Annotated in this window: 12 protein-coding genes and 2 pseudogenes; 9 read left to right on the top strand and 5 right to left on the bottom strand. The window is 69.7% G+C overall.

Going from position 1 to position 14,945, the window contains the following annotated elements; genetic code table 11:
* Positions 1 to 21 precede the first annotated feature (21 nt).
* The 5 genes and pseudogenes from Prum_RS21585 to Prum_RS21605 form a co-directional block, all read right to left on the bottom strand.
* Positions 22 to 594 (bottom strand): hypothetical protein, encoded by a 573-nt coding sequence (locus Prum_RS21585; RefSeq protein WP_173078175.1) that lies wholly within the window; start codon positions 592 to 594, stop codon positions 22 to 24.
* Positions 591 to 1,468 (bottom strand): annotated as a pseudogene (locus Prum_RS21590) (carbohydrate ABC transporter permease). The gene Prum_RS21585 and the pseudogene Prum_RS21590 overlap by 4 nt, the downstream one beginning before the upstream one ends.
* Positions 1,468 to 2,448 carry a carbohydrate ABC transporter permease gene (locus Prum_RS21595; RefSeq protein ID WP_371871250.1) on the bottom strand — a complete coding sequence of 327 codons (981 nt, stop codon included), beginning with the start codon at positions 2,446 to 2,448 and terminating at the stop codon, positions 1,468 to 1,470. The pseudogene Prum_RS21590 and the gene Prum_RS21595 overlap by 1 nt, the downstream one beginning before the upstream one ends.
* 25 nt (positions 2,449 to 2,473) lie before the next feature.
* A complete protein-coding gene (locus Prum_RS21600; protein ID WP_173078176.1) occupies positions 2,474 to 3,784 on the bottom strand; it encodes an ABC transporter substrate-binding protein in 1,311 nt (436 codons plus the stop codon).
* Between the two features lie 8 nt (positions 3,785 to 3,792).
* On the bottom strand, positions 3,793 to 4,809 hold the full coding sequence (locus Prum_RS21605; RefSeq protein ID WP_173078177.1) for a LacI family DNA-binding transcriptional regulator: 1,017 nt from the start codon (positions 4,807 to 4,809) through the stop codon (positions 3,793 to 3,795).
* Positions 4,810 to 5,041: 232 nt separating this feature from the next.
* On the opposite strand from Prum_RS21605, the gene Prum_RS21610 reads away from it, so the two are divergent.
* The 9 genes and pseudogenes from Prum_RS21610 (at position 5,042) to Prum_RS21640 (ending at position 14,942) form a co-directional block, all read left to right on the top strand.
* Positions 5,042 to 6,370: a Gfo/Idh/MocA family protein gene (locus tag Prum_RS21610; RefSeq protein WP_173078178.1), complete on the top strand. Its 1,329-nt coding sequence runs from the start codon at positions 5,042 to 5,044 to the stop codon at positions 6,368 to 6,370.
* Positions 6,371 to 6,379: 9 nt separating this feature from the next.
* Positions 6,380 to 7,789, top strand: a complete 1,410-nt coding sequence (uxaC, locus tag Prum_RS21615; RefSeq protein WP_173078179.1) for a glucuronate isomerase — start codon at positions 6,380 to 6,382, stop codon at positions 7,787 to 7,789.
* Positions 7,786 to 9,074: pseudogene (locus Prum_RS21620) on the top strand (enolase C-terminal domain-like protein). Before uxaC ends, Prum_RS21620 begins: the two are co-directional and overlap by 4 nt.
* Positions 9,071 to 9,442, top strand: coding sequence for a mannitol dehydrogenase family protein (locus tag Prum_RS54505; RefSeq protein ID WP_371871251.1), 372 nt, complete (start codon positions 9,071 to 9,073; stop codon positions 9,440 to 9,442). Before Prum_RS21620 ends, Prum_RS54505 begins: the two are co-directional and overlap by 4 nt.
* Before the next feature lie 2 nt (positions 9,443 to 9,444).
* Complete coding sequence (locus Prum_RS54510; protein ID WP_371871379.1) at positions 9,445 to 10,422, top strand: mannitol dehydrogenase family protein; 978 nt, start codon at positions 9,445 to 9,447, stop codon at positions 10,420 to 10,422.
* Positions 10,398 to 10,532, top strand: coding sequence for a hypothetical protein (locus Prum_RS54515; protein WP_308785364.1), 135 nt, complete (start codon positions 10,398 to 10,400; stop codon positions 10,530 to 10,532). The genes Prum_RS54510 and Prum_RS54515 overlap by 25 nt, the downstream gene beginning before the upstream one ends.
* 109 nt (positions 10,533 to 10,641) lie before the next feature.
* Complete coding sequence (locus Prum_RS21630; protein WP_246278017.1) at positions 10,642 to 11,763, top strand: Gfo/Idh/MocA family protein; 1,122 nt, start codon at positions 10,642 to 10,644, stop codon at positions 11,761 to 11,763.
* Between the two features lie 251 nt (positions 11,764 to 12,014).
* Entirely contained in the window at positions 12,015 to 13,334 is a 1,320-nt protein-coding gene (locus tag Prum_RS21635; RefSeq protein ID WP_173078180.1) for a pectate lyase family protein, read from the top strand.
* A gap of 15 nt (positions 13,335 to 13,349) precedes the next feature.
* Positions 13,350 to 14,942 carry a pectate lyase family protein gene (locus tag Prum_RS21640; RefSeq protein ID WP_173078181.1) on the top strand — a complete coding sequence of 531 codons (1,593 nt, stop codon included), beginning with the start codon at positions 13,350 to 13,352 and terminating at the stop codon, positions 14,940 to 14,942.
* Positions 14,943 to 14,945: the final 3 nt, after the last annotated feature.

Below are 14,945 nucleotides of genomic sequence, written 5' to 3' on the forward strand. Positions count from 1 at the left end.
GCACGGAAGACGACACTATGGTCAGGAAAGCCGCCGGGCAACAGCGTGCAGGGCGAAGATGGCGTAGCCAGCGAGGACCGGGACGAGTACCGGGATGATCATCAGGCCCAGCGCCGCCACCAGCGCGATGACGCCGGCACCGGCCAGCACGGCGCGCGGCTGTGCCTGGCCGGTCCGCAGCGCGGCGCGGGCGGCGGCCCACCAACCCGCCGCGCCGCGCCGGCCGATCTCGACGACGGTCAGGCCGGCCAGGCCCGCCGCCGCGACAAGCAGCAAAAACGTGGGTACGGCGAGCGCGACCCCGCCCGGTACGACGCCCCGCGTGATGGCCGCCAGGTTGAGCACGAGCAGCACCACGCTGGCCAGGCCCACCAGTGTGGGCACGACTCCGGGCAGCAGCGCTCGGGCGAAGCGGCGCAGGGTGACCCGGACCGCCGGCCACCGCTCCTCGGCGGACCAGTCGTGCACGGCCGCGCTGGCGGTGGCGACCGCCGCGCCGGCGGTCACCACGCCGAGCGAGCCGACGGCCGTGAGGATCCCCAGCAGCGCCAGGTCGCTGGCGTTGCGGATGGTGTCGTACCAGCCGGGTTTCACCCCTTGATCCCGCTCGTGTTGATGCCCTCGACGAGCATCCGCTGGAACGCGACGAAGAACAGGAACACCGGCAGCAGCGAGAGCACCGACATGGCGAACATCGGCCCGATGGAACTCTGCCCGCTGGAGTCGATGAAGAGCGTCATCGCCACCGGCAGCGTGTAGTCCTGCAACTGGGACAGGTAGACCAGCTGCCGGAAGAACTCGTTCCAGGTCCAGATGAACGAGAAGATCGCGGTCGTCACCAGCGCCGGCCGGCTCAGCGGCAGGATCACGTACCGGAAGATGCCGAACGGTGTGGCGCCGTCGATCTTCGCGGCCTCGTCCAGTTCGCGCGGGATGCCGCGCATGAACTGCACCATCAGGAAGACGAAGAACGCCTCGGTCGCCAGGAACTGCGGCACGACCAGCGGCACGTACGGCCAGTCACCGCCGACCCAGCCCAACTGCTTGAAGAGGATGTACTGCGGGACGGTCAGCACGTGCTGCGGCAGCAGCAGCGTGCCGATCATGATGGCGAACCAGAAGCCGCGCAGCGGAAACCGCAGCCGGGCGAACGCGTACGCGGCGACCAGGCAGGAGGCCGCGTTTCCGACGACGGTCAGCAGCGCCACCATCGTGCTGTTGAGGAAGAAGCGGGCGAAGCTGACGTCGAAGTGGTTCCAGCCCTCGGTGTAGTTGCCCGGGAGAACTCGGTCGGCAGCAACCCGGTGTTGCTGACGATCTCCGTCTGCCCCTTGAACGACGTGCCGACCATCCAGGCGAGCGGGTACAGCACGATCGTCAGGATCGCCAGCAGGATCGCCGTACGCACGACTCCGCGGGCGAATCCCGAGCGGCGCCGCCGGGCCACCATTTGCGAATGCGCGACCATCAGCGATCCCCATCCGAGTAGTGCACCCAGAACCGGCCGGTGCTGAAGAAGACGGCGGTGATGATGCCGATGGCGACCAGGAAGACCCAGGCCATGGCGGAGGCGTATCCCATCTCGTACTCGGTGAAGCCCTTGATGTAGAGGTTCAGCGTGTACATCAGCGTGGAGTCGACCGGCCCGCCGGTGCCGTTGCTCAGCACGAAGGCCGCGGTGAACCCCTGGAACCCGTTGATCGTCTCCAGCACCAGGTTGAAGAAGATGACCGGGGACAGCATCGGCAGCGTGACGGAGCGGAATTTGCGGAACCACCCGGCGCCGTCGACCGACGCCGCCTCGTACAGCTCGGTGGGCACCTGCTTGAGGCCCGCCAGGAAGATGACCATCGGCGCCCCGAACTGCCAGATGGCCAGGACCATCAGCGTCTCCAGCGCATAGGTCGGGTCGTTCACCCAGGGCTTGCCCTCGATGCCGAACAGGCGCAGGAAGCCGTTGACCGCCCCGTCCCGGTTGAACATGTTGACCCAGACGATCGCGAGCGCCACGCTGCCACCGATCAGCGACGGCAGGTAGAACAGGCCGCGGAACAGGCCCACGCCGCGCCACGCCTTGTTGAGCAGCAGGGCGACGCCGAGCGCGACCGCGAGCTTGAGCGGCACCGCGATCAGCGCGAACGAGATCGTCACCGTGACCGAGCGCCAGTACGACGGGTCGGCCGTGAACATCCGTTCGTAGTTGGCCAACCCGACCCACTCGACCTCGCTCCACGGGCTGAGGATGTCGTAGTTGGTGAAGCTGATGTAGAGCGACAGGAGCATCGGTACCGCGGTGACGACCATGAGGCCGATGAGCCACGGCGACAGGAAGACGTATCCCGCCACACCTTCGCGCTGCTGGCCGCGCCGGGGCCTCCGTCGCTTGACGGAGGCCCCGGGGGCCTGGCTCGCGTGCACCGACGGCTGGTTGGCCGTGGTCACCGCCACGAGCTGACTCCTCTCTTGTTCCGAGTTAGCCGAGCTTCGGCTGGACCAGGGCGATCAGGTCCGCCGCCGCCTTCTCCGGCGTCGCGCGTCCGAACTGGACGTTCTCCGCCGCCTTCACCAACTCGGACCGGAACGTGCTGTGACCCTTCGGCGGGACCTGCGGGGCCTTGCCGAACTTCGACGCCAGGTCGTTCTCCAGCTGGATGGAGAGCTTCATGTTCGGGTCGGTAACCGTCTCCGCGAACTTGGTGCGCAGGTCCAGGTTGGACGGCAGGCCGCGGTCGGTGCCGAGGATGTTGACCGCCGCCTGGTCGTTGACCAGGAAGTTGATCACATCGATCGCGGTGTCCTTCTTTTCGCTGCTGCGCGCCACGCTCCAGTACATGGCGGCACGCGCCCACTGGCCGCTCGGGTCGCCCGGGTACGCCACGACACCCAGCTCGTCCTTGGTGTTCTTCTTCAGTTCCGGCATCTGGTTGGCCCACACCCACGAGGTGGCGGCCTTGCCGGTGACCACGAGCTGCTTGCTGATGTCGGTGACGTTGCCCTCGTGGATGACGTCCGCGGTGGGGGTCGCCTTCTTGTCCCGGGCGCCCTTCCACAGGGTGAACCACTTGGTCAGGTCCTCGGCGGTGAAGCCGAGCTGCTTGCCGTTGTAGAGGTCCTTGCCCTGCTGGCGCAGCCACACCCAGAACGCCTTGTAGTCCGCGCTGGGGTCCATCGTGCCGGGCACCTTGGTCTTCGTGGTGACCTGCGCGGCCCAGTCGATGAACTGGTCCCAGGTCCAGCCGGTCTGCGGCTCGGGCAGCCCGTTCTTGGTGACCAGCGTCTTGTTGTAGACCAGGCCCGGGGTGTTCTCGCCGGCCGCGACGCCGACGAACTTGCCGTCGACCGTGCCGTACTCGACCAGGCTGGGCGGGAACTTCGACGTGTCGATCTTGCCGCTGCTCTTCGCCTCGGTCAGGTCGGCCGTCACGTTGCGGGTCGCGAAGTCGGCGAGCATGTTGTCGTCGAGCGCGAACAGGTCCGGCACGTCGCCGCCCGCGGCGAGCGTGGCGAGCTTGTCGGCGTACCCCTGGTTTGCCTGCCAGGTCACCTCGAACTCCACATTGGAGTGCTTGGCCTTGTACGCGTTGAGCGCTTCCTCGGTCAGCTTGGCGCGCGCCTCGCTGCCCCAGTAGAAGACGGACAGCTTGACCGGGGCGTTCGGGTCGGTGCTGCCGCCGCTTTCGTCGTCGCCGCACGCCGCGGCGCCGAGCGCGATCGGCAGCGCCATCGCGGCCACGGCGAGGCCGCGGAGCAGGCGTCGTCTAGGGGTACGCATTGTGGGGTGCATTCTGTGCTTCACTCCTTGACAGTGGCTTCGGTGACGGCCGGGAGGGCCGCTGGGGCTGGGCCCGTCGAGTCGCGGATGACCAACTCGGTCTGGAGCGTTACCTGTGCGGTGGTGCGGCGGTCGTCTCCGTGCTGCAGGAGCATGTCGACGGCCGCCCGTCCGGCGGCTGCGGTGGGGTTCGCCACCGTCGTCAATTTGGGCCGGGTGAGCCGGCTCAGCGCGATGTCGTCGATCCCGACGACGCTGACGTCTTCCGGCACTCGTACCCCCAGCGAGTCGAGCCCTTCGATCAGGCCGATCGCCATGAGGTCGTTGTAGGCGAGCACGGCGGTGGCGCCGGCCCGGCGGACCGGGTCCGCCTGGGCGAGGCCGCCCTGCTCGGTGGGCTGGTTGGGGCCGAGCACGATGAGCTCCGCGTCGCCGGCGCGGGCCGCGGCCGTGGCGGCCCGGCGGATCTCCCGGTTGGTCCAGGAGCCGCGCGGGCCGCCGAGCAGGGCGATCCTGCGGTGGCCGAGACCGGTGAGGTGCTCGACCGCGAGGCGGGCGCCCTGGCCGACGTCCATCACGACCGCGGGCAGGCCGGTAACCTGCCGGTTGATCACGACCAGAGGCACCTCGCGGCTGAGCTGCTCGATCAGGCTGTTGCTCATGCGTGGGCTGCAGAGGAGCACGCCGTCGACCTGCTTGGCGAGCGCGTGGACCAGGTCTTCCTCGACCGCCGGGTCTTCGTTCGTGTCGGTGACGAAGATGTGGTAGTCGCGATGCCTGGCCTGGCTCTCCGCCGCCTTGATCAGGGGCGGGAAGAACGGGTTGGCGATGTCGGCCACGATCAGGCCGATGTTGTGCGTACGGCCGGTGATGAGCGCGCGGGCCGCCCGGTTGGGGCGGTAGCCGAGGTGCTCCGCGCACGCCAGCACCCGGCTGCGGGTCTCCGGGTTGACCAGGTGCGGGGCCGAGAACGTGCGCGACACGGTGGAGATGTGCACCCCGGACGCCCGCGCGACGTCTCGAATCGTGGCTGGCACGCGCACTCCTCTCCGTGTGGCTCCGGTCACTTAGGTTGGCCAATTAATGCAAACGGTTGCTCCAGTGTCAACGGGCTTTGGTTACGGATCCATTGCGAGAGTGGATCTCGGGAGCGCTCCAACGTTCGCTTAATGGGACAAATCAGGTAGTTTTCCGGAAAGCGTTGACTCGCTGGGTGCCCCCATGGCACCTTGCCACTGCAAACCTTTGCAGAGACGTGGAGGAACTTCGATGCCGGATCGGACGGAACGGCGGCTTCGCTATGCCCTCGTCGGCACAGGCTCGCGCGCCGAGATGTTCGTGCGATCCCTCGTGCTCGACCACCCGGGCTCGGCCGAGCTGGTCGCGTTCGCCGACGTCAACCAGGCCCGGATGGACGCGCACAACGCCTGGCTGGAGGAGCTGGGCGCGGACGCGGTCCCGACGTACCACGCGAGCGAGTTCGGCAGCATGCTCGACAAGGAGCGGGTGGACGCCGTCCTGGTGACGAGCGTCGACCGGACCCACGACGAGTACATCGTGACCGCGCTCAAGGCCGGCCGGGACGTGGTGACGGAAAAGCCGATGACCACCGACGTGCCTCGCTGCCAGCGCATCCTCGACGCGGTGGCGGAAACGGGCCGGCAGGTTACCGTCGCGTTCAACTACCGCTACAACCCGCTGCACGAGCGGGTCCGGCAGGTCCTCGCGGACGGCGAGATCGGCGAGGTCGGCTCGGTGCACTTCGAGTGGCTGCTTGACGTGCGGCACGGCGCCGACTACTTCCGCCGCTGGCACCGCGAAAAGGCCAACTCCGGCGGCCTGATGGTGCACAAGGCGAGCCACCACTTCGACCTGGTCAACTGGTGGCTGGGCGCCGCGCCGGTGGAGGTCTTCGCGTACGGCCGGCTCTTCTTCTACGGGGACGAAGGCCGCCGCCACGGGTACGCCCGCGACTACGAGCGCGCGTACGGCGCACCGGAGGCGGCCGGCGACCCGTTCGCGATCAACCTCGCGGCCAACCCGCGGCTGCGGGCGCTCTACCTGGACGCCGAGGCCGAGGACGGCTACCGCCGTGACCAGAACGTCTTCGCCCCGGGCGTGACGATCGAGGACGACATGGCGGTGCTCGCCAAGTACTCCACCGGCGCCACGATGACGTACCACCTGACCGCGTACGCCCCGTGGGAGGGCTACCGGGTGATGTTCAGCGGCAGCAAGGGCCGGCTGGAGCTCGAGGTGGTGGAGAGCGACTTCGTCAGCCCGTACGCCGCCGGCGAGCTGAAGGGCGCGGCCCTGCACGGCGTACAGGCGGCCGTGGAGGAGGGCTGGGCCCGGCTGACCGTCCGGCCGTTCTGGGAGCAGCCGCGCCAGGTGCCGGTAACCGGATACACCCGCGCCGGCCACGGCGGCGCCGACGCCCGCATGACCGCGATCATGTTCGGCGGGGAGACTGATCCCATGGGTCGGGGAGCGACCGCCCGCGACGGCGCGCTGGCGCTGCTCACCGGTCTGGCCGCCAACCGCTCCTTCGAGACCGGTCAGCCGGTCAAGGTCGCCGACCTGCTTACCATCCCCTAGGAGCCCTCAGTGTCGCGAGCCGACCTGCTCTTCCCGTCCGAGCCCACGCAGCGGGCCATCGCCCGGGAGCTGTACGCCCACGCCCGGGACCAGCCGATCATCTCGCCGCATGGGCATGTCGACCCGGCGATCCTGGCCGACGACGCGCCCTTTCCCGACCCGGCGCGGCTGATCATCTGCCCGGACCACTACGTCACCCGGATGCTGCTGAGCCAGGGCATCGAGCCGGCGTCGCTGGGCGTACCGACCCGCGACGGCCAGCCGTACGAGCAGGACGGGCGGACGATCTGGCGGCGGTTCGCCGAGCACTGGCACCTCTTCCGGGGCACGCCCTCGCGGCTGTGGTTGGAGGAGACGTTCACCAACGTGTTCGGCGTGACCACCGCGCTCAGCCCGGCCACGGCCGACGAGGTGTACGACGCGATCGCCGCGAAGCTGGCCGAGCCGGAGTTTCGTCCGCGGGCGCTGTTCGAACGATTCAATATCGAGGTGCTGGCGACCACCGAGTCCCCGCTGGACGACCTGGGCCGGCACGCCAAGCTCGCCGCCGACGGCTGGGGTGGGCCGGGCGGCCGGGTGATCACGACGTTCCGGCCGGACAACGTGGTCGACATGGAGTTCGAGGGCTGGGCCGACAACGTGGCCAAGCTGGGCGAGATCGCCGGCGAGGACACCGGGACGTACCGCGGTTACATCGCGGCGCTGCGCAAGCGGCGCGAGGCGTTCATCGCCGCGGGCGCCACGTCGTCCGACCACGGCCACCCGACCGCTGACACGCTCGTGCTGGACGAGGTGGAGGCGGCCGAGCTGTACGAGCTGGGCCTGCGTGGCGAGGCCGACCAGGACGACGCCGAGTACTTCCGCAACCACATGCTGGTCGAGTTCGCCCGGATGTCCATCGAGGACGGTCTGGTGATGCAGCTGCACCCCGGCGCGGACCGCAACCACAACAAGTGGCTGTACGCCCGGCACGGCCGCGACGTCGGCGGCGACATCCCGCAGGCCACCGAGTACGTGCGCGGGCTGGCCCCGCTGCTCGACCTGTACGGCAACGACCCGCGGCTGCGGCTCGTGCTGTACACATTGGACGAGGACACGTTCACCCGCGAGCTCGCTCCGCTGGCCGGCGGTTACGCCGCGGTGTACCTCGGCGCGCCGTGGTGGTTCCTGGACTCGCCCGAGGTGCTGCGCCGCTTCCGCGAGGCGGTCACCGAGAGCGCCGGCTTCTACAACACCTCCGGCTTCGTCGACGACACCCGGGCGTTCTGCTCGATCCCGGTACGTCACGACGTCGCCCGCCGGATCGACGCCGGCTTCCTGGCCCGGCTGGTGGCCGAGGAGCGGCTGCCGCTGGACGAGGCCGCCGAGACCATCGTCGACCTGGCCTACCGACTCCCAAAGAGGATCTTCCGACTGTGAAGAATGTGATCACCGCTCTCGATGTCCACGATGTACGGTTCCCCACCGCGGCGGCCGGGGACGGGTCCGACGCGATCAACCGGGGTGACTACTCCGCGACGTACGTGTCGCTGAAGACGGACGCCGGTGTGGAGGGCGCCGGCTTCACGTTCACCAACGGCCGCGGCAACGAGATCACCTGCGCCGCCGTGCGCGCCCTGGCCCACCACGTGGTGGGCCGGTCGGTCGAGGAGATCTTCGCGGACCCGGTCGCGTTCTGGCGCTCGCTCAGCGCCGACGTCCAGCTGCGCTGGCTCGGCCCGGAGAAGGGCGTCATCCACATGGCGACCGGCGCGATCGTCAACGCGGTGTGGGACCTGCGGGCCAAGCTGGAAGGCAAGCCGCTGTGGCGGCTGCTCGCCGAGATGCCCACCGAGGAGCTGGTGCGCAGCGTCGACTTCCACCACATCACCGACGCGCTCACCCCGGACGAGGCCGCGGCGATCCTCGACAAGGGCCTGGCCGGGATGGACGAGCGGCTGGCCGAGCTTTCGCGGGACGGGTTCCCGTCGTACACGACGTCGGTGGGGTGGCTCGGCTATCCCGACGACAAGGTGCGCGAGCTGACCCGCCAGGCGTACGCCGAGGGCTGGCGGGCGATGAAGATGAAGGTCGGCGGCCCGATCGAGGACGACGTGCGGCGGGCCAGCATCATCCGGGCGGAGATCGGCCCGGACGCGCTGCTGATGATGGACGCCAACCAGGTCTGGGACGTGGACGAGGCGATCGCCAACATGGAGCTCCTCGCCGAGTTCGACCCGTACTGGATCGAGGAGCCCACGCACGCCGACGACGTGCTCGGCCACGCCCGCATCCAGCAGTCGGTAGCGCCCATCAGAGTCGCGACCGGCGAGGTGGCCGCCAACCGGGTCATCTTCAAGCAGCTGCTGCAGGCCGAGGCCATCGGCGTGATGCAGATCGACGCCTGCCGGGTGGGCGGGGTCAACGAGGTGCTGTCCGAGATCCTCATGGCCGCCAAGTTCGGCGTTCCGATCTGCCCGCACGCCGGGGCGTGGGCCTGTGCGAGTACGTCCAGCACCTGGCCATCTTCGACTACCTGCGGGTCGGCACCTCGCTCGACGGCCGGATGGTCGAGTACGTCGACCACCTGCACGAGCACTTCGTCGATCCGGTGCGCACCCGCGACGGCCGGTACCTGCTGCCCGAGGCCCCTGGCTACAGCGCCACCATGAAGCCGGCGTCGATCGCCGAGTTCTCCTTCCCGGACGGTCCGGTATGGCGGTGAGGCTCGGCCTCGGCGCGCTCCGGCAGCTTCCGGTCCAGAGCCGGCCCCGGGTGCGGCCGGGCACGGTGCCCGCGGGCATCGTCCACCTTGGACTCGGCGCGTTCCACCGCGCGCACCAGGCCGTCTACACCGAGGCGGCGATCGCCGAGGCGGGTGGCGACTGGGGCATCGTCGGGGTGGCCCCGCGCAGCACCGACGTGCTGACCAAGCTCGCCGCCCAGGACGGCCTTTTCAGCGTGACGTCGCTGTCCGACGACGGCGGGGAGACCCACGTGATCGGGGCGCTGGCCGGCGTGCGCCACGCGGCGAGCGACCCGGCCGCCGTGGTGGCGCTGCTGGCCGCCCCGAGATTCGGGTCGTCACTTTGACGGTGACCGAAAAGGCGTACCAGATGGATCCCGCGACCGGCCGGCTGCGCCCCGACGCGGCCGTGGCGGCGGACCTGACCGGCGACGGCCCGCCGGCGACCGTGCCCGGCCTGCTGGTGCGCGGCCTGCTCGCGCGGGCCGCGGCCGACGCCGGCCCGATCGCGCTGTTGAGCTGCGACAACCTGCCCTCGAACGGCAAGCGCCTGCACGGCCTCGTGACCCAGGCCCTGGAGTACGCGGGCACGCCGGGGGCGGTCGTGGACTGGGTGCGCGGCAACGTCACGTTCCCCGGGACGATGGTCGACCGGATCGTGCCGGCCACCACGACCGAGACGCTCGCCGCCGCGCAGCGCGCGCTGGGCGTGGCCGACCTGGCGGCGGTGGCGGCCGAGCCGTACCGGCAATGGGTGATCGAGGACGCGTTTCCGGCCGGGCGGCCGGCCTGGGAGCGGGCCGGCGCGGTGCTCACCGACGACGCCGGATCCTGGGAACGGCTGAAGCTGCGCGCGCTCAACGGCGTGCACTCGGCGCTGGCGTACCTGGGGGCGCTGGCCGGGCGGGAGACCATCGCCGAGGCGCTGGCACTGCCCGGGATGGCCGCGATGCTGCGCCGGTTCGTCGCGGAGGACGTGGCCGGCAGCTTCGTCCCGCCGGAGGGAGTCTCCGTCGTGGAGTACGGCGACTCGGTGTTGGAGCGGTTCGCCAACGCGGCCATCCGGCACCGCACGATCCAGGTGGCGATGGACGGGTCGCAGAAGCTGCCGCAGCGGGTGCTGCACACGCTCATCGACCGGCGTGCGTCCGGCGCCTCGCCGCGCTGGGGCGCGCTGGTGCTGGCCGCCTGGATGCGCTTTGTCCAGGGCGAGACCGACGCCGGCCAGCCGCTTCCGCTCGACGACCCGCTCGCCGAGCGGATCCGCAAGGCGCTCGCCGCCGGCCGGGACACCCCGAGGGTGTGGTCGACGCCCTCTTCGGCCTGACCGAGGTCTTCCCCGCGGAGCTGACCTCCGACGACACCATCCGCACGTTGGTGGCCGAGTGGCTGGCCGCCCTCACGACCCACGGAGTTGAGGCGGTGCTCGCACCTTGACTGGCTGCGTCGATCAAGGGCGAACGGCCGTGGTTGGATCTCTAAACCATGACCATATGCCCTTGATCGGCGGGATATCCCTTGATCGAGGGGAGGAGGGAGCGACGCGGTGACGACCCCAACGGTGGCGCTGGTCGGCGCGAGCGGGCACGGGATGTGGCACCGGCAGCAGATCGCCGAGTTGCAGGACGCCGGCCGGCTCGAACTCGCCGCGCTCGTCGACGTGCGCCCGGTCGAGGGGGCGCCGGACGGCGTCGCCACCTTCACCGACCACGCCGAGATGCTCCGGGCCGTACGCCCGGACGCGGTGGTCATCTGTACGCCGCCGCACACCCACCTGCCGATCGCGAGCGACGCGCTGCGGGCCGGCGCGGATGTGCTGCTGGAGAAGCCGCCGGTGCTCTCGCTCGACGAGCACCGCGCCCTCGCCGGTGTGGTGGCCCAGACCGGCCGGGCGTGCCAGATCGGCTTCCAGGCGCTGGGCTCGGCCGCCTTGGCGGAGTTGGTCGGGGCGATCGTGGACGGCAAGCTGGGCGCCATCACCGGCATCGCGACGGTCGCGTCCTGGCAGCGCGAGGACGCGTACTACCAGCGGTCGCCGTGGGCCGGCCGGCGCACCCTGAACGGGCGGCCCGCGCTGGATGGCGCGCTCGCCAACCCGCTCGCCCACTCGTGGATGCAGTGTCTGGCCATCATGGACGGTGACCCACCCGTCGCGGTCGAGCTGGAGCGCTACCGCTGCCGCGACATCGAGGTCGACGACACCGCGGCCATGCGCATCACACTCGCGTCCGGACGCCACATCGTCGTCGCGGTCACGCTCTGCGGCGAGGACAAGATCGAGGGCGAGGTCATCGTGTACGGGACGGCCGGTCGCGCGGTCCTGGAGTACCCGACCGATCGCCTGAAGCTGCCCGGTGACGCCGACTTCCGCGAGGTGTCCGGGCGCACGAGCCTGCTGGAGAACCTGCTCGACCACCGTGCCAACGGGACCCCGCTCATCGTGCCGCTGGCGCGTACCGAGCCGTTCACAGCGGTCCTCGACGTGCTCAACTCCGCGCCCGAACCGACCCTGCTCGGCGGCGACCTCGTCGTGCCCGAGGGTGTCGCTCCGGCGCGGACGCTCACCATCCAGGGGATCAACGCCGCGCTCCGGCAAGCCACCGAGCGCCTGGCGTTGTTCTCCGAGCTACCCACCCGTGGGCGGTGCGCCCGCACCGGGTGGACCTGATCAAGGAGGTAGGCGATGCCTGAGCCGATGCTCGGTGCATCGATGGAAAACGAACTGCAAACATCGGTGACATTCGTTCGGTAGAAATCGGACCGAACACCCGCTATCTCGGCAATTCGCGGCCGAGCAAATCACCCTTGCCGTATTTTATTGCAAAATACCTGCATACGAAGAGCATTGACACTCTTAAGCGTCTAAATCTACTTTCTTGTTAAGTAGATTTCGTGCGCGTTAACGACGCGGAGAGTGCGATGCATCTGAGACGAATGGCCGCGGTAGCGGTCGCAATCGGTCTTGTCGCCGCGCTGGGCCCCTCGGGCACAGCGCTTGCTGGTGGTACCGGTAAGGGAAACCTGGGCCGGCAGGTATTGCCGGCTAACGACGGTTGGGCCGCGTCCGGGCCCGGCACCACCGGCGGCTCGTCCGCCGCGGACGACCAGGTGCACGTCGTGGACACCCGCACCGAGCTGATCCAGGCGCTCGGCGGCGACAACGCGACGAACCGTACCAACGCCACTCCCAAGATTATTTTCATCAAGGGCCGCGTCGGCGGCTTCGAGGGCCTGGCCAACGGGTGCGCCGACCTGGCCGACCCGGCGTACTCGCTCGACGCCTACCTGGCGACGTACGACCCCGCGGTGTGGGGGCGGGTCAACCCGAGCGGGCCGCTGGAGGAGGCCCGGGTGCGCTCGGTGGCCAACCAGACCCGCTACACGCAGATCAACGTCGGGCCGAACACCACCATCGTCGGCCTGCGCGGCGCCACGCTCACCGGGCTCACGCTCATGCTCGACTCGGCGAGCAACTCGATCGTTCGCAACATCAACTTCGTTGACGCGTACGACTGCTTCCCGGCGTGGTCGCCGACCGACGGCAGCCTGGGCAACTGGAACTCGCAGTTCGACCTGGTGTCCGTGCGGCGCAGCGAGAACGTGTGGATAGACCACAACACGTTCTCCGACGGCGACAACCCGGACAGCGAGCAGCCGGTCCACTTCGGACGGCCGTACCAGGTGCACGACGGCGCGCTCGACATCACGCACACCGCCAGCCTGGTCACCGTGTCGTACAACCGGTTCGTCGCCCGCGACAAGGTGATGCTGATCGGATCGTCCAACACGGTCGGGCCCGACGTCGGCCGGCTCAACGTCACCCTGCACCACAACGTCTTCGACGGCACGCTCCAGCGGCTGCCGCGGGTGCGCTTCGGCAAGGTCGACATCTACAACAACTACTACCGGCTCGCCGGCGACTCGTTCTCGTACGCCTGGGGCGTCGGCGTCCAGTCGGCCGTCTACGCGGAGAACAACTTCCTCTCGCTCGGCGACGGCATCGCGGCCGAGGACGTCATCTTCGACTGGGGCGGCACGGTGATCACCGAGAAGGGCAACTGGGTGCGCGCCGGCTCCGCCCGACCGGCTCAGGTGGGCCTGCTCGACGCGTACAACGCGGCACACGATCCCGACCTCGGGGCCGACGCGGGCTGGACGCCGACCCTGCGTCACGGTCCGGTCCTGCCGGCGCCGCTCGTCCCGCTCGCCACGCTCGCACTCGCCGGCGCCCGGCTGTAGAAGGGGAGGTCCTCCGTGGAGAAGAGACGCCTGGCGGCCGCGGGCGCCGCCGGCATCCTGGCCGCCGCGCTCATCGCCTTCGGCACCACGACCGCGTTCGCCGACACGCTGCTGTCCGACGACTTCCAGGACGGCAACGCCAGCGGCTGGTCCACGTCCGGCGGCACCTGGTCGGTGGTCACCGACGGCTCACTGGCGTACCGCCAGTCGGGCACCAGCAGCGACGCCCGAAGCGTGGTGGGCGCCACCACCTGGACCAACTACGCGGTGCAGGCCAGGGTCAAGCCGACCGGCTTCAACGGGTCCAACCGGTTCACCGGCCTGATCGCTCGGGCGCAGAGCAGCAGCAACTACTACGCCCTGGTGATCACGAGCTCGGGCGGCGTGCAACTCGTCAAGCGGGCCGGCGGTAGCCCCATCGTTCTGGGCAGCGGTGCGGGAGCCGGCGGCACGGGTACGTGGAGCACGCTGCGCCTGGAGGCGGCCGGCACGTCATTGCGCGGCTACGTCAACGGGGCGCTGGCGGTCAGCGCCACGGATAGCGCGTTCTCGTCGGGGCGGGCCGGCATCGCGGCCAGCTACGCCAGCGTCACGGTCGACGACGTGCTGGTCGAGACCGTCAGCGGTACACCCCCGACGCCAGGCCCGACGTCGGGCGGTCCCACCTTGCCGCCCACCGAGCCGCCGCTGGACCCGAGCGCCCCGCCGATCGGCTTCGCGTCGGTCAACGTGCTCGGCCAGAACGGCACGACCGGCGGCGCCGGCGGGCCGACGGTCACCGTGGACACCGCGTCCGAGCTGCTCACCGCGATCGCCCAGGCCGGGCCGCTGAACATCAGGGTGAGCGGCATGATCGCCCTGCCCGGGCCGATGCACGACGTGACGTCGGACAAGACGATCATCGGGGTGGGCGCCAGCTCGGGCATCACCGGCGCCGGCTTCAACATCGGCCTGCCGATCAGCGAGGTGACCGCGCCGCCCGCGAACGCCGTACACAACGTGATCATCCGGAACCTGAACTTCCGGGACGCGGCCGACGACTCGATCAACGTGCAGATGTACACGCACCACGTGTGGCTCGACCACAACGACCTGGCCGAGGGGTACGACGGCCTGATCGACATCAAGCGCGGCTCGTCGTACGTGACGGTCTCGTGGAACCACGTCCACAACCACACGAAGACCATGCTGCTCGGCCACGACGACGGCAACAGCGCGCAGGACACCGGCAACCTGAAGGTGACCTACCACAACAACTGGTTCGACCGGACGCCACAGCGCAACCCCCGCGTCCGCTTCGGCGAGCCGGTGCACGTGTTCAACAACTACTACGTCTACAACACCGACGTCGGGGTGGCCTGCCAGGCGAACGCGGGCTGCGTCGTCGAGGGCAACTACTTCGAGGACGTCGAGGAGCCGGTGAGCAACAGCTACGCCGGGCCGGCGGGCCGATGCGTCGCCCGCAACAACGTGTTCGTCGGCGAGTCGGGCCAGCCCGACTGCAGCGGCACCGTGCAGGAGCCGTCGAACTACTACAGCTACACGGTCGCCGACCCGAACACCATCAAGTCGGTCGTCATGGCGGGTGCCGGTACCGGGCACCTGTGACCC

It is taken from the genome of Phytohabitans rumicis (genome assembly GCF_011764445.1).
GTDB classification, from domain to species: domain Bacteria; phylum Actinomycetota; class Actinomycetes; order Mycobacteriales; family Micromonosporaceae; genus Phytohabitans; species Phytohabitans rumicis.

Excerpts from the sequence above, each read along its gene's own strand:
- Prum_RS21600 (WP_173078176.1), bottom strand. The coding sequence starts at position 3,784 with ATGCACCCCACAATGCGTACCCCTAGACGACGCCTGCTCCGCGGCCTC.
- Prum_RS21610 (WP_173078178.1), top strand. The coding sequence starts at position 5,042 with ATGCCGGATCGGACGGAACGGCGGCTTCGCTATGCCCTCGTCGGCACA.
- Prum_RS21635 (WP_173078180.1), top strand. The coding sequence starts at position 12,015 with ATGCATCTGAGACGAATGGCCGCGGTAGCGGTCGCAATCGGTCTTGTC.